The organism is Alcaligenes phenolicus (assembly GCF_032063905.1).
GTDB classification, from domain to species: domain Bacteria; phylum Pseudomonadota; class Gammaproteobacteria; order Burkholderiales; family Burkholderiaceae_B; genus Alcaligenes; species Alcaligenes phenolicus.
Genome location: NZ_DAMBOE010000002.1, coordinates 102,604 through 120,314, shown reverse-complemented (window position 1 = coordinate 120,314; position 17,711 = coordinate 102,604). Strand labels below are relative to the sequence as shown.

General features: G+C 57.9%; 14 protein-coding genes. All 14 read left to right on the top strand.

Going from position 1 to position 17,711, the window contains the following annotated elements; genetic code table 11:
* Positions 1–4: 4 nt before the first annotated feature.
* The 14 genes from rsmH (at position 5) to lpxC (ending at position 17,697) form a co-directional block, all read left to right on the top strand.
* Positions 5–1,075 (top strand): 16S rRNA (cytosine(1402)-N(4))-methyltransferase RsmH, encoded by a 1,071-nt coding sequence (rsmH, locus tag U2949_RS03910; protein WP_026485172.1) that lies wholly within the window; start codon positions 5–7, stop codon positions 1,073–1,075.
* Positions 1,072–1,374, top strand: coding sequence for a cell division protein FtsL (gene ftsL / locus U2949_RS03905; protein ID WP_009455049.1), 303 nt, complete (start codon positions 1,072–1,074; stop codon positions 1,372–1,374). The genes rsmH and ftsL overlap by 4 nt, the downstream gene beginning before the upstream one ends.
* Positions 1,371–3,110 (top strand): peptidoglycan D,D-transpeptidase FtsI family protein, encoded by a 1,740-nt coding sequence (locus U2949_RS03900; RefSeq protein WP_022983449.1) that lies wholly within the window; start codon positions 1,371–1,373, stop codon positions 3,108–3,110. Before ftsL ends, U2949_RS03900 begins: the two co-directional genes overlap by 4 nt.
* Positions 3,107–5,884 (top strand): bifunctional UDP-N-acetylmuramoyl-L-alanyl-D-glutamate--2,6-diaminopimelate ligase MurE/UDP-N-acetylmuramoyl-tripeptide--D-alanyl-D-alanine ligase MurF, encoded by a 2,778-nt coding sequence (murF, locus tag U2949_RS03895; RefSeq protein ID WP_321286278.1) that lies wholly within the window; start codon positions 3,107–3,109, stop codon positions 5,882–5,884. The genes U2949_RS03900 and murF overlap by 4 nt, the downstream gene beginning before the upstream one ends.
* Positions 5,874–7,046: a phospho-N-acetylmuramoyl-pentapeptide-transferase gene (gene mraY, locus U2949_RS03890; protein WP_026485174.1), complete on the top strand. Its 1,173-nt coding sequence runs from the start codon at positions 5,874–5,876 to the stop codon at positions 7,044–7,046. Before murF ends, mraY begins: the two co-directional genes overlap by 11 nt.
* Positions 7,043–8,572: a UDP-N-acetylmuramoyl-L-alanine--D-glutamate ligase gene (murD, locus tag U2949_RS03885; protein WP_026485175.1), complete on the top strand. Its 1,530-nt coding sequence runs from the start codon at positions 7,043–7,045 to the stop codon at positions 8,570–8,572. Before mraY ends, murD begins: the two co-directional genes overlap by 4 nt.
* On the top strand, positions 8,569–9,762 hold the full coding sequence (gene ftsW / locus U2949_RS03880; protein ID WP_026485176.1) for a putative lipid II flippase FtsW: 1,194 nt from the start codon (positions 8,569–8,571) through the stop codon (positions 9,760–9,762). Before murD ends, ftsW begins: the two co-directional genes overlap by 4 nt.
* Complete coding sequence (gene murG / locus U2949_RS03875) at positions 9,759–10,832, top strand: undecaprenyldiphospho-muramoylpentapeptide beta-N-acetylglucosaminyltransferase (protein WP_026485177.1); 1,074 nt, start codon at positions 9,759–9,761, stop codon at positions 10,830–10,832. Before ftsW ends, murG begins: the two co-directional genes overlap by 4 nt.
* The gene (gene murC / locus U2949_RS03870; protein WP_321286274.1) at positions 10,829–12,235 is read left to right on the top strand and encodes a UDP-N-acetylmuramate--L-alanine ligase; all 1,407 of its coding nucleotides are present in this window, start codon (positions 10,829–10,831) and stop codon (positions 12,233–12,235) included. Before murG ends, murC begins: the two co-directional genes overlap by 4 nt.
* Positions 12,232–13,182: a D-alanine--D-alanine ligase gene (locus tag U2949_RS03865; RefSeq protein ID WP_321286271.1), complete on the top strand. Its 951-nt coding sequence runs from the start codon at positions 12,232–12,234 to the stop codon at positions 13,180–13,182. The genes murC and U2949_RS03865 overlap by 4 nt, the downstream gene beginning before the upstream one ends.
* Before the next feature lie 17 nt (positions 13,183–13,199).
* Positions 13,200–13,991, top strand: coding sequence for a cell division protein FtsQ/DivIB (locus U2949_RS03860; RefSeq protein WP_009455041.1), 792 nt, complete (start codon positions 13,200–13,202; stop codon positions 13,989–13,991).
* A gap of 7 nt (positions 13,992–13,998) precedes the next feature.
* Complete coding sequence (gene ftsA / locus U2949_RS03855; RefSeq protein ID WP_009455039.1) at positions 13,999–15,225, top strand: cell division protein FtsA; 1,227 nt, start codon at positions 13,999–14,001, stop codon at positions 15,223–15,225.
* A gap of 171 nt (positions 15,226–15,396) precedes the next feature.
* Positions 15,397–16,563 (top strand): cell division protein FtsZ, encoded by a 1,167-nt coding sequence (ftsZ, locus tag U2949_RS03850; RefSeq protein ID WP_026485179.1) that lies wholly within the window; start codon positions 15,397–15,399, stop codon positions 16,561–16,563.
* 210 nt (positions 16,564–16,773) lie between these two features.
* Entirely contained in the window at positions 16,774–17,697 is a 924-nt protein-coding gene (lpxC, locus tag U2949_RS03845) for a UDP-3-O-acyl-N-acetylglucosamine deacetylase (protein WP_026485180.1), read from the top strand.
* Positions 17,698–17,711 lie beyond the last annotated feature (14 nt).

Genomic DNA, 17,711 nt, shown 5'->3' with positions numbered 1-17,711 from the left:
AGTCATGACGCTGGTACATCGATCCGTGCTGCTGGAGCCTACGGTGGCGGCCCTCGTGGATCCGTCCTTTGAGGCCCGGCGCTGGGCACAAAACCCCGAAATCCAGGGTTTGGTCGATGGTGTGTACGTCGATTGCACTTTTGGTCGTGGCGGTCACAGCCGTCTGTTGTTGTCGCACTTGAGCCCCCAAGGGCGCCTGATCGTGATCGACAAGGATCCGCAAGCGATCGCCGTGGCCCAGGAGCTGGCAGCACAAGATAGCCGTGTGACGGTTGTACATAGTGGTTTTGGTGATTTGGCCCAGGCTCTGGACGAGCTGGATGTGGGGCCATTGCAAGGCGTCATGATGGATTTGGGCATTTCCTCGCCACAAATCGACGATGCAGAACGAGGTTTCTCTTTTATGCGCGAAGGTCCGTTGGACATGCGCATGGATACCAGCGGCGGTTTGACCGCTGAACAGTGGCTGGCCGAGGTCAGCGTAGAAGTTTTAAAGGAGGTCATTGCAGAATATGGCGAAGAACGGTTTGCTTTCCAGATTGCAAAGGCGATTGTTGATCGCCGCCAATCCCGCCCGCTACATACAACGCGTGATCTCGCCGAGCTCGTCGCCGGTGTCGTCCGCACGCGCGAAAAGGGTCAACATCCGGCAACCAGGACCTTCCAGGCTATACGGATTTACCTCAATCGTGAGCTCGAAGAGCTCGCGCACGCGCTTCCGTCAATTCTGAGTCGATTGGCGACTCGGGGCAGGCTTGCTGTGATTGCATTTCATTCACTGGAGGACCGCATGGTCAAACAGTTCATGAACGCAGCTGCGCGTCCCGCGCAGGAACAGTCACGTCTACCTATCCTGGAAAAAGACTTGCCCCAGCCTCTGGTGCAGTCTTTGGGCAGAATCTTGCCCACCGACGAGGAGTCCAGCGACAACCCCCGAGCTCGCTCGGCGGTATTACGTGTGGTGCAACGCACCGACACTCCCATCCCCCAGGACTGGATGCGCAGCGCCAGCGAGCGTCTGTTGCAACAGGCCGCCTATAGCCGACAGCCCGCCGGCAAGCGAGGCCGCCGATGATGCGCCTGGTCATCACCCTCTCTTTGGTGTTGATGCTTTCGGCCATCTCTTTGGTGACGGCGCGCTATCAGGCGCGCGAGCTGTTTGTGCAAACCGATCGTCTGGTCACCAAAGCCGGTGAACTGGATACGGACTGGCGTCGTCTACAATTGGAACGGGCCGAACTGGCCCGTAACGCCCGCGTGGACGATATTGGTCGCAACGAATTGGGCCTGGTGTTGAGCTCTCCCGAGCGCACTCTCTATTTGCAAGGGGGTGAGCTGAGCTCGACCCAAGTGCAGTCCGGAGGGCGGCCATGAAACGATTCGGCTATCACGAAAATCCCGTCCTGAGCGTCCAGATTCCATTCTGGCGCTCGCGTTTGGTGCTGGTCCTCTTGTTTCTGGGCTTTGGCGCCCTGATCGTCAAGGCTTTGTATTTGCAGGGCCTGTCTACTGAATTTTTGCAGCAGCAAGGCGAGCGCCGTTACGAGCGCACCCAAGTGCTGCCGCCCATGCGTGGCAAGGTCTTTGATCGTAGTGGTTCCGTGGTGCTGGCCTCCAGTGTGCCTGTCAAAGCCATCTGGGCTATTCCTGATGATGCTCGGAATGCCAAACCCGAGCAGATCGGTCAGTTGGCCAAGCTCCTTGGTATGGGGCAGTCCGATATCGAGCGTCGTCTGTCCGTTGAAGATCGTAACTTCGTCTACATCAAACGTCAGGTGGATGTGGATGTGGCCGCTCAAATCGCTGAACTGAAAATCCCGGGTATCCACCAACAAGAAGAAATGCGTCGTTTCTATCCCGAAGGGGATGTGATGGCGCACATTGTGGGCTTTACGAATATTGAAGACCAGGGCATCGAGGGCATTGAGCTTGCCTTTAACTCTGCCTTGTCCGGCACGCCCGGTTCGCGCCGCGTAATTCGTGACCGTCTGGGACGTGTGGTGGAGGACGTACGCGCCATCATCCCGCCTACCCACGGTCAGGATTTGCACTTGTCCATTGATGCCGGCTTGCAGTTCGACGCGTACACCGCCTTGAAGAAAGGCATGGAAGACGTCAAGGCCAATGCCGCTGCGGCCGTGGTCATGGACGTGAAAACCGGGGAGATTCTGGCCCTGGTGAACTTGCCTACCTACAACCCCAACGATCGGGATGATCGCAAGGGTCCGGCCCTGCGTAACCGTGCCTTGACCGATACCTTTGAGCCCGGTTCCATCATGAAGCCGTTTACCGTGGCTCTGGCGCTGGATATCAACCGTATCACCACCGCCACCCAGTTCAACACGGGCAATGGTCAGTACCGCTACCAAGGTAGCGTGATCAGTGACGTTAGTCGCAACAATGGCATGCTGGATGCTGCCGGTATTTTGCGTCGGTCCAGCAATATTGGCATGACCATGATTTCCGAGCGCCTGACTTCGCAGGAAATGTGGAACAAGTTTACCGAGCTGGGTTTTGGCCGTTCTCCGCAGGCCGATTTTCCCGGTATTGCCAGCGGAAGACTGCGCCCCTGGGAGCGCTGGCGTCCCATCGAGCGCGCCACCATGTCGTATGGCTATGGCCTGTCGGTTTCCCTGCTGCAAATTGCCCACGCCTACACGGCGTTTGCGCGTAATGGCGACATGGTTTCCATGACTTTGCTCAAGCGCGAAGGCAAGCCCGCCAGCGTTCAGGTTTACACCCCTAAAGTGGCCGCGGAAGTTCGCGCCATGCTGGAAGCTGCGGCGGGCCCAGCCGGTGCCCGTCTGGCTCAGGTGCAAGGCTATCGCGTCGCTGGCAAGAGCGGCACGGCCCGCAAGATTGTGGATGGTCGTTACAGCAAGTCCTTGTATCGCGGCTCTTTTGTCGGCTTCGCGCCTGTCTCCGACCCTCGCATTGTGGTGGCCGTCACGATTGACGAACCACATAGTTCCAATTATTACGGCGGGCGTATTGCCGCGCCGATTTTTTCAGAAATTGTGGCCCGGAGCTTGCGACGCCTAGGTGTCCAGCCTGATGCGCCCATAGATTCGCTGGTGGCCGTTGGCCCCGGTGCGGAGAATGTACGATGAACGCCGCAGCAATATTGGAGTGGCTGGCGCAGCATGTAGCGCCCACGGCTAATCTGTGTTTGGATTCCCGCCAGATCAAGGCGGGTGATGCGTTTTTCGCCTGCCGCGGCCATCAGGGTGATGGTCGTGAGTACGAAGTTCAGGCTGTGCAGCAAGGTGCAGTGGCCATTGTGCGCGAGCAGGGCGATCAAACAGTTGATCCCGGTGTGCCTGTTTTGCAGGTTCCCAATCTGGGTGCCTTGCTGGGTGAAGTGGCCCACGAATGGTGGGGCCGTCCTTCCGAGGCCATGACTGTCGTGGCGGTGACCGGCACCAATGGCAAGACGTCCACCGTGCAGTGGGTGGCGTCGGCCTTGAATCATTCCCAAGTGCCTTGCGGCACGATCGGTACGCTGGGCGTGACCTTGCCTGATGGCTCCAATCTGGGTGGCGTTCTGACCACGCCGGACGTGCTGACCGTACACCGTAGCCTGGCTGCTATTCGCGCCCAAGGTGGCAATGCCGTGGCCCTGGAAGCCTCGTCGATTGGTCTGGAGCAAGGCCGTCTGGATGGTGTCCGTATTGATATTGCCGGGTTCACCAACCTGACGCATGACCATCTGGACTATCACCACAGCATGGAAGAATACAAACAGGCCAAGCTGCGCCTGTTCAGTTGGCCCGGTCTGCGTAGCGCCGTCGTGAACGCTGACGATGAAACGGGCCGTGAATTGATGCAGGCCGGTCTGGCTGCCCGTGTGATTTCCTACTCCATGAGCCAGCCCGAGGTGGATCTGCTGGCTCAGGACGTGCATACCGGTGCCGACGGCCAGGTATTCAATCTGGTGACCGCTCACGGCACCGCACAAATTTTGACTCACTTGCTGGGCGAGCATAACGTGGCCAACCTTCTGTTGGTGGCGGGTGTGCTGCAGGAAGTGGGTTGGCCTGTGTCCAAGATCGCGCGCATCATGGACAAGCTGGAGTCCGTGCCTGGTCGTTTGCAAATTGTGACGCCCAAGAGCACCGCAGGTCGTCAGCCCTTGCCTTTGGTTGTGGTGGATTACGCCCATACTGCCGATGCACTGGAACGCGCCCTGCAAGCCTTGCGTGAAGTGGCCAGTGTTCGTGGCGGCAAGCTGATTTGTGTATTTGGTTGCGGCGGTAACCGCGACACGGCCAAGCGCCCCATCATGGGTGAAGTGGCGGCTCGTCTGGCTGACAGCGTTCTGGTCACGACCGACAACCCTCGTTTTGAAGATCCTGCCGAAATCATCCGTCAGATCGTGGCTGGTATGCCTGAGGCGCCAGCCGTGCAAATGGATCGGGCTCGCGCCATCCTGTCTTCGATCTGGGCTGCCAGCCCTGAAGATATTGTTTTGCTGGCCGGTAAGGGCCACGAAACCTATCAGGAAGTCCAGGGCGAGCGCTCTGTGTTTGACGATTCCGACTGGGCCAAAGCCGCCTTGCTGTGGTTGCGTGGCGTGCGTTTGAGCACCGATTCCCGCAGCCTGAGCAAAGGTGATGTGTTCCTGGCCCTGAGCGGCGAGCAGTTCGATGGTCATCGCTATCTGGAAAAAGCGAAAGAGCAGGGTGCTGTGGCGGCCCTTGTGGCGCAGCGTGATGCTGAAGTCGAGTTACCTCAGATTGTGTTGGGCGATACGCGTCGTGCGCTGATGACCTTGGCGACCGAGTGGCGCTCGCGCTTTGACATCCCTGTCATCGGCGTGACCGGCAGCAATGGCAAGACCACGACCAAGGAAATGATTGCCGCGATCTTGCGCGCCTGGTTGGGCGAAGCAGAAAGCCTGGCAACTCGCGGTAATTTGAACAACGATCTGGGCGTACCCCTGTCCATTCTGCGTTTGAGCTCCGAGCACAAAGCCGCCGTTCTGGAAATGGGCATGAACCATCCCGGTGAGATTGCCGTGCTGGCGTCCATGGCTCGCCCCACGATTGCCCTGATCAATAACGCACAGCGTGAACACCAGGAGTTCATGCACAGTGTGGAAGCGGTGGCTCGTGAAAACGGTGCCGTGATTGACGCGCTGCCACAAGATGGCGCGCTGGTGATCCCTGATGATGATGCTTTCAGCGCCATGTGGGCTGAGCAGGCTGGTCAGCGTCCCGTATTGCGTTTTGGCCTGAGTGGTCAGGAAACTGTCTTTGCGGCCGATATGTTTGTCGAGCCAGCTCAAACCCGTTTTGTGTTGCATGTGGCAGGCCAGTCTTCTGCTCTGACCCTGAACAGCCCCGGTATCCACAACCTGCGCAATGCCTTGGCCGCTGCCGCTTGCGTTCATGCCGCCGGTGCGCCGTTGAGCGCGATTGTGCAGGGTCTGGAAAGCTTCCGTCCTGTCACGGGCCGTATGCAGCCCAAGCAGCTGTCTTCCGGTTACCAGTTGATTGACGACACCTACAACGCCAACCCGGACTCGGTACGTGCTGCCATTGATGTGCTGGCACAGCTGAAAGGCCGCAAGGTGCTGGTGCTGGGCAATATGGCCGAGATCGGTGATAACAGCTCCGAATTGCACGCTGAAGTGGGTGCCTACGCCAAAGAGCGTGGCATGGATGAATTGCTGACCTTGGGTGGCGATGCCAGCCATGCTGCCCAGGCTTTTGGTGCGCGTGCGCATCAATTCGAGACTTTGGAAGACATGGTGGCTTATCTGCTGGCCCTGGAGCCATCCCATGTGTTGATCAAGGGTTCGCGCAGCGCCCGTATGGAGCGTGTGGTTGCCGCCTTGGAGAACCACTTCTCCCATAACGAAGGGGCTACTCATGCTTCTTGAACTGGCACGCTGGCTATCGGACGATCATATTCGCGCCTTTGGGGTGTTTGAGTACATCACCCTGCGTGCTATTTTGGCCAGCGCCACTGCGCTGGCAATTGGCTTGTTGGCAGGTCCCTGGGTGATTCGCAAGCTGACCGAACTGAAGATCGGTCAGGCTGTGCGCGCTTACGGCCCTGAATCGCATTTGCAAAAGAATGGCACCCCCACCATGGGCGGTGTCCTGATCCTGATTTCTATCGGTATCAGTACCTTGTTGTGGGCAGACTGGACCAATCGTTTTGTATGGGTCGTTCTGCTGGTGACTTTTGGTTTTGGCTGGATTGGTTGGGCAGACGACTACAAGAAAGTCGTCAATCGTGACCCCGAAGGCATGTCCTCGCGTCAGAAATTTTTCTGGCAAGCCTTGATCGGTATGGTTGCGGCCGTGTACCTGAGCTTTGCCGTTTCGGTGCCTGCCAATACCGAGCTGTGGCCCTTGTTCAAAGAGTGGGTCCTGAGCGGCTTCACCATGCCCCTGCCTACACAGGCTGACCTGATCGTGCCGTTCTTCAAGTCCGTCAGCTACCCGCTGGGTGTACTGGGCTTTGTGGTGCTGACCTGGGCAGTGATTGTTGGCTCCAGCAACGCCGTCAACCTGACGGACGGCCTGGACGGTCTGGCCATCATGCCTACCGTGCTGGTGGGCGCTGCCCTGGGCATTTTTGCCTACGTGGTTGGTCGGGTCGACTACTCCAAATATCTTTTGTTCCCCTATATCCCCGGCGCGGGTGAGTTGATGGTGATCTGTGCGGCCATTGCCGGTGCGGGTCTGGCCTTTTTGTGGTTCAACGCCTATCCCGCCCAGGTGTTCATGGGTGATGTGGGTGCGCTGGCCCTGGGCGGTGCGCTGGGCACGATCGCGGTGATCGTTCGCCAGGAAATCGTGCTGTTCATTATGGGTGGCGTGTTTGTGGTGGAAACCTTGTCGGTGATGCTGCAGGTGACCTGGTTCAAGTACACCAAGAAACGCTACGGGCAGGGCAGACGAATGTTTCGTATGGCGCCGCTGCACCATCACTTTGAAGTTGGCGGCTGGAAAGAAACACAGGTGGTGGTTCGCTTCTGGATCATCACCATGATGCTGGTCATGGTCGGTCTGTCTACATTGAAATTGCGATGAATGCTCTGAGTTTTCCTTCGATCCGTAAAGACGGCCTCATGCTTATCCTTGGGTTAGGCGAGACAGGCTTTGCTGCGGCTCGCTGGTCGTTGGCCCAGGGGGCCAGCATTCGTTTGGCAGATACACGCGAAAATGTGCAGGGTCTGGACAAGCTTCAGGCCCTGAGCAGTTCCGCTCTGGATACGCGTCTGGGGCAAAATGCCCTGCAGGCCGATAGTCTGAACGACGTGCATACCTTGGTGATCAGCCCCGGCTTGTCGCCCCTGGATCCTGCTCTGGCCGCCTTTTTAAGCCAGGCACGAGATCGTGGAATCGAAGTCATTGGCGAGATCGAGCTATTTGCCCGTGCCTTGAAAGACCTGGCTGATCAAGGCCATGAAAGCCGCGTGGTGGCCATTACCGGCACCAATGGCAAGACTACCGTCACGGCCATGACGCGCCACTTGCTGGAGCAGGCAGGTGTTTCTGCACTGGCCGTGGGCAATATCAGCCCCGCTGCGCTGACCGCCCTGTGCGACGCTCTGGAAAACAATGCCTTGCCTCAGGTCTGGGTGCTGGAGTTGTCCAGCTTCCAGCTGGATAGCACTTTTAGCTTGCAGGCGGATGCTGGCGTTGTACTGAATATTTCGCAGGATCATCTGGACTGGCACGGCGGCATGGACGCTTACGTCGAGTCCAAGCAGCGCATGTACAGCATGTGTGATGTGGCCTTGGTCAATCGTGATGATCCAGCCGTCATGGCCATGATTCCCGATGCCAGCCAGGAGTCGGTGCGCAGCTTCGGTTTGGACCAGCCCGCCTTGCTGGGCGATATGGGCTTGCTGACGGATGGCGGCATGCAGTGGTTGGTGGCCAATGAGCCTACTGATTTTGAGCTGCCGGCCACAGGCCTGAAAAAACGTAATGCACCGGTTGAGCCTGCCGTGCGCGGCAAAGGTGGCTTGAAACGCCTGATGCCGGTTGAGGCTTTGCAGATCAAGGGTCGTCACAACGCCTTGAATGCCCAAGCAGCCTTGTTGCTGGCTCGTTGTCTGGGTCTGGGTTGGGCTGAATTGCTCAATGGTCTGCGCACCTATCAAGGTGAGCCGCACCGAGTCGAACTGGTGCGTGTGCTGGACGGTGTTCAATACCTGGATGACAGCAAAGGTACTAATGTCGGTGCGACTGTTGCCGCCTTGCGCGGTTTTGATCAGCGTGTCTGGCTGATTGCCGGTGGTTTGGGCAAGGGCCAGGATTTTGAGCCGCTGGCCGTTGCGGCTGCCTCGAATGTGGCCGAAGTATTCCTGATTGGGCAGGACGCCAAGCTGATTGCCTCTGTTCTGGACGCCCATGATGTCCGACACCGTTTTTGCGAGGGTCTGGAAGCTGCTGTGCAAGCTGCAGCCGAGCAGGCTCGTTCGGGCGATGTGGTCTTGCTGTCTCCGGCCTGCGCCAGCATGGATATGTTTAAAAGCTATCACCATCGCGGTATGTGTTTTGTCGCCGCCGTGACCGAGATGGCACTGGATAGAGGAGAGCCGGCATGAGTCTGTTTGCTGAGCTGACCTCGGGTGTCAATGCCGTACGTCCCGGACGCACGGCATTGCCTGCGTTTGATCGCCCCTTGCTGGCCGCCACACTGATGCTGACCCTGTTTGGTTTGCTGATGGTGTATTCGGCCTCGATCGCTTTGGCAGACGGACCGCGCTATGAAAGCTACGGTCGTTACTACTTTGTAATTCGCCACGCCCTGTTCATTGTGGTGGGTGTGGTGCTGGCCATGTTTACCGCTACCGTGCCGCTGCGTGTGTGGCAGAAGTTGGCGGTGCCGCTGTTTGCTCTGGCTATTTTCTTGCTGCTGGTGGTGCTGGTTCCCGGCATTGGCCGTGAAGTAAACGGTGCACGCCGCTGGTTGCCTTTGGGCATCATCAACTTCCAGCCCTCGGAGCTGATGAAAGTAGCCATGGTTCTGTATGCCGCTGATTACACCGTGCGCAAGCAGCAGCACCTGCATACCTTTATTCGAGGTTTCCTGCCTATGGCGGTGGCCCTGGGTCTGGTTGGTGTGTTGCTGTTGATGGAGCCTGACTTGGGCGCCTTCATGGTCATTGTGGCCATTGCGGTGGGCATTTTGTTCATTGGCGGAATTAATGGCAAGTTGTTCTCTGCCTTGCTGGGCATTATGGTCAGCAGCTTCCTTTTGCTGATCTGGCTCTCGCCCTGGCGTCGTGAACGTTTGTTCGTGTATCTGGACCCCTGGAATCCTGACAATGCTTATGGCAGTGCCTATCAGTTGTCGCACTCGCTGATTGCTTTGGGCCGAGGCGAATGGTTTGGCGTGGGCTTGGGCTCCAGCGTGGAAAAATTACATTACCTGCCTGAAGCCCATACCGACTTCATCGTCGCGGTAATTGGCGAAGAGCTGGGCTTTGTTGGCGTGGCCGCTCTAGTCCTGACCTTTGGCTTTGTCGTATGGCGCAGCTTCAATATTGGTCGTCAGGCCTGCGCCATGGATCGCTTGTTCAGCGGTGTCGTCGCTCAAGGTGTGGCGCTGTGGTTCGGCGTGCAGGCCTTTATCAATATTGGTGTGGTGCTGGGCTTGTTGCCTACCAAGGGTCTGACCTTGCCTTTGGTCAGTTACGGTGGTTCGGGCATTGTGATGAATCTGGTGGCTTTTGCCTTGTTGCTGCGGGTGGATTTTGAGAATCGGCAAATGATGCGAGGTAAGCGCACATGAGCACTCCAACCATCCTGATCATGGCAGGCGGTACAGGCGGGCACATCATGCCCGGGCTGGCCGTGGCTGAAGCCATGCAGCAACGCGGCTGGCAAGTGTTGTGGCTGGGTCATCCCGAGCGCATGGAAGGTAGCTTGGTCCCACAGCATGGGATTAAAATGCTGCCTCTGCGATTTTCCGGACTACGGGGCAAAGGCGTGAAGGCATTGCTCTCTTTACCCTTTACTTTGATCCGTGCCTGCTGGCAGGCGCATCGCTGCCTGCAGGAAGCCAAGCCGGATGTGGTACTGGGTATGGGCGGCTACGTGGCGTTCCCCGGTGGCCTGATGTCTTTTGTGTCGCGCCGCCCGCTGGTAGTACACGAGCAAAATGCGGTGGCCGGTACGGCGAATCGCTACCTGGCCAAAATGGCGACCAGTGTGTTGACCGGCTTCCCCGGTGCCTTGCCTGGTGCAGTAACGGTGGGCAACCCGGTGCGCGATGCTTTCGTAGGCCAAGGTTCGGCTGCCGAGCGCTATGCCAAACGCAGCGGACCGCTACGCATTCTGGTGGTGGGTGGCAGTCTGGGGGCCGCAGCGCTGAACAAAGTGGTGCCTGAGGCCATGGCGCTGATCCCTGCCGAGCAGCGTCCGCATGTAACCCATCAGTCCGGCCAGCAGCATCTGGAAAGCTTGCAGAAAAGCTACGCGGACAATCAGGTGCAGGCCGACTGCAAGGCCTTTATTGGCGATATGGCGCAGGCCATGAAAGAGGCCGATGTGCTGATTTGTCGCGCCGGTGCCATGACGGTAGCTGAAGTGGCTGCAATCGGCGTAGCGGCTCTGTTCGTGCCTCTGCCACACGCGATTGACGATCACCAGACAGCCAACGCCCGCTACCTGAGCGAATGCTCGGGTGCGTGGCTCAAGAAACAATCGGAGTTGACGGCTCAGTGGCTTGCGCAGTGGTTGCAAGGACTGAACCGTGAAGAGTTAAGTCGTGTGGCCAGCCACGCGCAAGAACATGCACAGTTGAATGCCACGCAGCAGATTGCCGAAGCATGTCAGCAGGCGGCAAGGAGGGTGGGATGAAACACCGCATTCAACATATTCATTTTGTAGGGATTGGCGGCTCGGGCATGAGCGGCATTGCCGAAGTCATGCTGAACCTGGGCTTTGCCATCAGTGGCTCGGATATTCAGGAAACGGCGGTGACTCGTCGCCTGGAACAGCTGGGTGCTCGTATTGTGATCGGCCATAAAGCCGAAAACGTCGCTGGCATGGGCGCTATCGTCACCTCCACCGCCATTGCGGGTGACAACCCCGAAGTGCTGGCCGCGCGTGCCGCCCGCATTCCGGTGGTGCCACGTGCCCTGATGCTGGCCGAGCTGATGCGCTTGAAGCGCGGCATTGCCGTGGCTGGTACGCACGGCAAGACCACCACCACCAGCCTGGTAGCCAGCCTGCTGGGCGCAGCTGATCTTGACCCCACCTTTGTGATCGGTGGTCGCCTGAATTCCGCCGGTGCCAATGCCCGCTTGGGGCAGGGCGATTACATCGTGGTGGAAGCCGACGAGTCCGATGCTTCTTTCCTGAACCTGTTGCCGGTGATGGCCATCATCACCAATATCGACGTCGACCATATGGACACCTATGGTCATGACGTTGCCCGACTGAAAAGCGCCTTCATCGACTTCACGCACCGCCTGCCGTTTTACGGCAGCGCCATCGTGTGCAACGACGATGCGAATGTGCGCGAAATCATTCCTTTTGTATCGCGTCCTGTCACGACTTACGGCATTGATACCGATGCCCAGGTCCGCGCGATCAACATCGAAAGCCGTGGCACCACCATGTGTTTTGATGTGCAGCGCAAAGGGGCCACAGGCGATCTTCCCCTGCTGTCCGTGTGCCTGAATCTGCCCGGAAAGCACAATGTACTCAATGCCTTGGCTGCCATTGCGGTTGCCACTGAGCTGGGTGTCAGCGACCAGGTCATTGCCCGTGGCCTGAAAGAGTTCACCGGCGTGGGGCGCCGCTTCTCCATGGTGGGTGACTTCCCGGTTTCCCAGGCGCAAGGTGGTGGCACGTTTACCGTTGTTGACGATTATGGTCACCATCCTGTCGAAATGGCTGCTACCTTGGCGGCCGCACGTGGTGCTTGGCCTGATCGCCGCATCGTGCTGGCATTCCAGCCACACCGCTACACACGCACCCGTGATTGCTTTGAAGATTTCGTGCAGGTACTTAGCCAGGCCGATGCGGTCCTTCTTGGAGAGGTCTATCCCGCCGGTGAGGCTCCCCTTGTGGCCGCCGATGGCCGAGCCTTGAGTCGCGCAGTGCGTGTGCTCGGCAAGGTCGAACCCATTTTCGTGGCCGAAATCAGCGATATGGCACAAGCCGTTCTGGACTTTGTCCGTGACGGCGATGTGGTGTTGGTAATGGGTGCAGGGTCCATCAGCCGGATCCCTGCTCAATTGGGAGAAATGGCATGACAGCGGATTTTGGTCGGGTCGGCGTGTTGTACGGCGGCAAGTCCGCCGAACGTGAAGTGTCCTTGATGTCTGGCGCAGGCGTGCATGAAGCGCTGTGCAGCATGGGTGTGGATGCGCATTTGTTCGATATGGGCGAGAAAGGACTGACCGAACTGGCTCAGGCCGGTTTTGACCGCGTGTTTATTGCTTTGCATGGTCGTTACGGCGAAGACGGCACCTTGCAGGGTGCTCTGGAATGGATGGGCATTCCTTACACCGGCAGCGGTGTGATGGCTTCCAGCCTGGCCATGGACAAGATCATGACCAAGCACATCTGGCAGCACCTGGGTTTGCCCACTCCCGGTTTTGCGCAACTGGATCATGTCAGTCAGGTTGCCGCTGCGGTTGAACGTCTGGGTGTGCCCCTGATCATGAAGCCGCCCCATGAAGGTTCCACCGTGGGGGTGGTGCGTGTGGATCGCGCCGAGGAGGCTGTTGCTGCCTTTGAAACTGCCATGCATTACGACACGGTCGTGCTGGCTGAGCAATTCATTCGTGGTCGCGAGTTGACTGTACCCATCATCGGCGTGGGTGCCCAGGCACGTGCCTTGCCCGTGATCGATATTGTGGCCCCACAAGGCAATTACGACTTTGAACACAAGTATTACTCGGACGAAACCCAGTACTTCTGCCCTGCAGATCTGTCGCCTGAATTGACGGCACATATCCAGGACCTGTCCGTCCGTGCGTTCAATGCACTGGGCTGCGAAGGCTGGGGCCGTGCCGATTTCATGCTGGACGGACAAAACCGCCCCTGGCTGCTGGAGATGAATACCTCTCCGGGCATGACCAGCCACTCTTTGGTGCCCATGGCAGCCAAAGCAGAGGGCACCAGCTACGCCCAGTTGTGCGTGAACATTTTGGCAACGGCGCGCTGCAAGGTGCAGGCCATTGCTCGCAGCCTATAGAACGGGGAGCCTGACTCATGTTTTCCGATGCACGTCTGACCAACCTGATCGCCAATACGCTGGCTTTGCTAGCGGTATCGGCATTGGTGATCAGTGTTGTGGTTTGGGCTGTGCGTCGTCCGTACTTCAATATCGAACGCATTCAGATCGAGTCCTCGCAAGGCGAACGTCTGGCCTATGTGACTCCTGAAGGGGTGAAGGCCACGATTGCCGGCCGCCTGCAAGGCAACTTCTTCACAGTAGATCTGGACAAGTCCCGCGCTCTGATTGAAACGGCTCCTTGGGTACGTCGCGCGCAGATCCGCCGCGTTTGGCCCAATAGCTTGTCGGTACGGATTGAAGAACAGCAGCCGCTGGCCTATTGGAACGAAGACGAAATGATCAACACCTGGGGTGAATCATTTTCGGCCAATAAAGCCGTGGTGCCTGATGATGTGGATTTACCCCAGCTAAGCGGTCCTCCGAATTCGGAGCGTCTGGTGGTGCAACGGTATGCCGAGCTGGCACGCTGGTTTGGCCCCCTGGATGTACAGGTCAGTGAAGTGACGCTGAGCCCGCGCTACGCCTGGGATGTGGTGCTGTCCAACGGCATGCAGCTAAGCCTGGGGCGTGACCCGGCTGCTGATATTGCTGACCCGCACGGACGTAAAGGTGCATTGCCCTTTGCGGTACGTGTTGAACGATTTGTGCAGGCTTGGCCTGCCTTGATGCAACGGCTTGGCGACCGTGCTTTGCAAAGTGCCGACTTACGTTACCCGAATGGCTTTGCGATAACGCTGGCTCCGGTTTCATCTACCCCTGTGAAGTAAAGAACATATGACTCGTGACATCAAAGACCTGATCGTTGCATTGGACATCGGCACCAGCAAAGTGGTTGCGGTGGTGGCCGAAGTGCTGCCGGAAGGCCGGTTTGAAGTGCTTGGTCTGGGACAGCATGAATCCCAGGGCATGCGCAAAGGGGTGGTCGTCAATATCGAGACGACAGTCAATTCCATCCAGCGCGCTTTGGAAGAGGCGGAGTTGATGGCCGATTGCAAGATCCGTGAGGTCTACACCGGAATTGCAGGCAGCCACATCACCAGCTTCAACTCCAGTGGCATGGTGGCGGTGAAAGACAAGGAAGTCACAGCGACCGATGTGGCACGCGTGATTGAAACGGCCAAGGCCGTGAATATCCCCACCGACCAGCAAGTGCTGCACGTGCTGACGCAGGAGTTCATCGTGGATTCGCAAGAAGATATTCGCGAACCCATAGGCATGAGCGGTCTGCGTCTGGAAGTGCGGGTACACATTGTGACCGGTGCTGTCAGCGCGGCGCAGAACATCGTCAAGTGTGTGCGTCGTTGTGGCCTGGAAGTACAGGACCTGATTTTGCAGCCTCTGGCCTCCAGCCTGTCTTGCCTGACGGCGGACGAGAAAGAGCTGGGCGTGGTGCTGGTGGACATTGGCGGCGGCACGACCGATATCGCCATCTACACCGGCGGTGCGATTCGTCATACCGATGTGATCCCGATCGCGGGCGACCAGATCACCAGCGACATTGCCGCCATGTTGCGCACCCCTACGCCGGATGCAGAAGAGATCAAGCTGCGTTTTGGTGTGGCCAAGCAATCGCTGGCCCATCCGGAAGAAATGATTGAAGTGCCCGGTCTGGGTGATCGTCCCAACCGCCAGGTCAAACGCCAGGCCCTGGGTGCCGTGATCGAGCCGCGTGTGGAAGAGTTGTTCACCTTTGTGCAGCAAAGTCTGCGCGAATCGGGCTATGAAGACTTGCTGTCTTCGGGCGTGGTGCTGACTGGCGGTACGGCCATGTTGCCGGGCATCGTGGAGCTGGCCGAGGACGTGTTCCTGAAACCTGTGCGTATTGCCGTGCCCAGCTACGAAGGTAGCTTGGCTGATGTCATGCGCAACCCACGTTTTTCGACCGTGATGGGCTTGTTGACCGAAGCACGCCTGCAAAGCGCTCGTGGCCGCAAGGTGGCCCAGCAAAAAGGCAGCGTCAAAGGTCTGATGGCCCGTATGAAGGAATGGTTCATGAATTAAGGGCGTTGCAAGACGCTCAGGTCGGGCAGCCTGAAAGGGCGGTCCAGGAGGCAGTTCAAACCGGGTGCGAACCCCTTGGTTGGCAGATGTTTTGAGCTGATTCCAAATTTCAGTTGTATCGGGGAAGTACGTAGAAACTTGACTAATTAAGTGTTTGAGTGGGAGTCAATCATGATGAACTTTGAAATGTTAGATACCAGCGGTAGCGGCACGGTCATCAAGGTCGTGGGCGTGGGCGGCGCAGGCGGTAATGCTGTGACGCATATGATCAACTCTGGTGTTCAGGGCGTTGATTTCATTTGCGCCAATACCGACTCGCAGGCGCTGGCCAGCAGCGAGGCACCTATCCAGATTCGTCTGGGCCGCAGCGGTTTGGGCGCCGGTGCCAAGCCTGACCAAGGCCGTGCGGCCGCTGAAACCGCTCGCGAAGAAATTCGCGCAGCATTGAACGGCGCCAACATGGTGTTTATTACAGCCGGTATGGGCGGTGGCACCGGTACGGGTGCCAGCCCCGTTGTGGCTGAAGTGGCCAAGGAATTGGGCATTTTGACCGTGGGTGTCGTCACCAAGCCATTCTCCTTCGAAGGCAACCGCCGTTTGCGCATGGCCGAAGAAGGGATCGAGGAGCTGAGCAAGCACGTTCACTCCCTGATCGTTGTATTGAATGAAAACCTGTATGACTTGATGGATGAGGACGCAACACAGTCCGACTGCTTCAAGGCAGCTGACGATGTCTTGCACAATGCCTGCGCCGGTATTGCCGAGATCATCAATGTTGAAGGTAACGTGAACGTCGACTTCGAAGACGTGAAAACCATCATGGGCGAGCAAGGCCAGGCCATGATGGGTACCGCTGTGGCTTCCGGCTCGAACCGCGCTCGTGAAGCGGCTGAGCGTGCCATCGCTTGCCCATTGCTGGAAGGTGTGGACCTGCACGGTGCCCGCGGCATGCTGGTGAACATCACCTCCTCGTCGTCCCTGAAGATGCGCGAAACGCGCGAAATCATGGACACCATCCGTGGTTACGCTGCAGAAGACGCAACCGTTATCTTCGGTACGGCTTACGACGAGTCCATGGGCGACAGCCTGCGTGTGACTGTTGTTGCTACTGGCCTGGGTCGCAAGCAAGCGCGCCCACAGTTGGTACAAAACAACGAAGAAGTGTTACGTACAGGTACGGACAACATGCCTGTCATCGGTGCGGATTACGCCAACGCCGACGTGCCTGCCGTCATCCGCAATCCACGCAGCCAGGCTTCGGCTCAGGTGCGTGCACTGGAGACTGCCGGTATGGATCACTTCGACATTCCGGCGTTCTTGCGCAAGCAGGCTGATTAAAAATCAGGTTCGGCGATTACCCGAGTCGCCAATTTGATTTCTCCCACGACTCCCCCTGGGCGTTCGCGCTCAGGGGGCGTAAGTGCTTTGTTGTGTCGGGGTGTTTGACGCTTGACAATTGCTTATGTTTTTAGAAAGCGTATAGTGGATAACCCGTATTACGGTTACAATAGTCTTTGCGAACAACACTTTACAAATACAAGAACAGCCATGCTTCGTCAGCGCACCATCAAGAATGTCATCAGTACCAAAGGAGTCGGCTTGCACTCTGGTCGTCGTGTCGAACTGACACTGCGCCCTGCTGCGCCTGACACGGGTATTGTGTTTCACCGTATCGATCTGCCCGAAATCGTGGATTTGCCCGCACAGGCAGACAAGGTCGGTGGCACGCGTATGGCTTCGGTGCTGATCAAGGATAATGTTCGGGTTTCAACCGTCGAGCATTTGATGTCGGCCATCGCTGGCCTGGGCATTGATAATCTGCACGTGGACCTGACGGCTGAAGAAGTGCCCATCATGGATGGCAGCGCCGGCACATTTGTGTATTTGTTGCGCTCGGCAGGCTTGCAAGAGCAGGAAGCTGCCAAGAAGTTTTTGCGTGTCCTCAAGCCCATCGAAGTTTCTGAAGGCGAGGGGCAGGACATTAAATGGGCCCGTCTGGAGCCCTATGAAGGCTTTGCCCTTCAGTTTTCCATCGATTTTCACCACCCGGCCATTGATGCAACGGCCAATTTTGCCGAGGTGGATTTTGCGCACGACTCGTACGTGAAGACCATTTCGCGTGCGCGCACCTTCGGGTTCGCCAGCGAAGTGGAAGCTTTGCGTGCGGCTGGTCTGGCCCGTGGCGGCAGTTTGGACAATGCCATCGTCATGGACGAGTACCGCGTCCTGAACAGCGACGGTCTGCGTTATGAGGACGAGTTCGTCAAGCACAAGATTCTGGATGCTATTGGCGACTTGTACCTGATTGGCCACCCCCTGATTGCACGCTACGTGGCGTGCAAATCCGGCCATGGTTTGAATAACCAGCTGGCGCGTGCCTTGCTGGCCGCCCAGGATAGTTGGGAACTGGTGACTTTCGAGTCGGCTGCCAGTGCACCCCATGCTTTTTCCAGCGAGTGGAAATTCGCTTGATACTTGCTTAGGGG

Excerpts from the sequence above, each read along its gene's own strand:
- murG (WP_026485177.1), top strand. The coding sequence starts at position 9,759 with ATGAGCACTCCAACCATCCTGATCATGGCAGGCGGTACAGGCGGGCAC.
- mraY (WP_026485174.1), top strand. The coding sequence starts at position 5,874 with ATGCTTCTTGAACTGGCACGCTGGCTATCGGACGATCATATTCGCGCC.
- U2949_RS03865 (WP_321286271.1), top strand. The coding sequence starts at position 12,232 with ATGACAGCGGATTTTGGTCGGGTCGGCGTGTTGTACGGCGGCAAGTCC.
- ftsW (WP_026485176.1), top strand. The coding sequence starts at position 8,569 with ATGAGTCTGTTTGCTGAGCTGACCTCGGGTGTCAATGCCGTACGTCCC.
- ftsL (WP_009455049.1), top strand. The coding sequence starts at position 1,072 with ATGATGCGCCTGGTCATCACCCTCTCTTTGGTGTTGATGCTTTCGGCC.
- U2949_RS03860 (WP_009455041.1), top strand. The coding sequence starts at position 13,200 with ATGTTTTCCGATGCACGTCTGACCAACCTGATCGCCAATACGCTGGCT.
- lpxC (WP_026485180.1), top strand. The coding sequence starts at position 16,774 with ATGCTTCGTCAGCGCACCATCAAGAATGTCATCAGTACCAAAGGAGTC.
- U2949_RS03900 (WP_022983449.1), top strand. The coding sequence starts at position 1,371 with ATGAAACGATTCGGCTATCACGAAAATCCCGTCCTGAGCGTCCAGATT.
- rsmH (WP_026485172.1), top strand. The coding sequence starts at position 5 with ATGACGCTGGTACATCGATCCGTGCTGCTGGAGCCTACGGTGGCGGCC.
- ftsZ (WP_026485179.1), top strand. The coding sequence starts at position 15,397 with ATGATGAACTTTGAAATGTTAGATACCAGCGGTAGCGGCACGGTCATC.
- murC (WP_321286274.1), top strand. The coding sequence starts at position 10,829 with ATGAAACACCGCATTCAACATATTCATTTTGTAGGGATTGGCGGCTCG.
- murD (WP_026485175.1), top strand. The coding sequence starts at position 7,043 with ATGAATGCTCTGAGTTTTCCTTCGATCCGTAAAGACGGCCTCATGCTT.
- murF (WP_321286278.1), top strand. The coding sequence starts at position 3,107 with ATGAACGCCGCAGCAATATTGGAGTGGCTGGCGCAGCATGTAGCGCCC.
- ftsA (WP_009455039.1), top strand. The coding sequence starts at position 13,999 with ATGACTCGTGACATCAAAGACCTGATCGTTGCATTGGACATCGGCACC.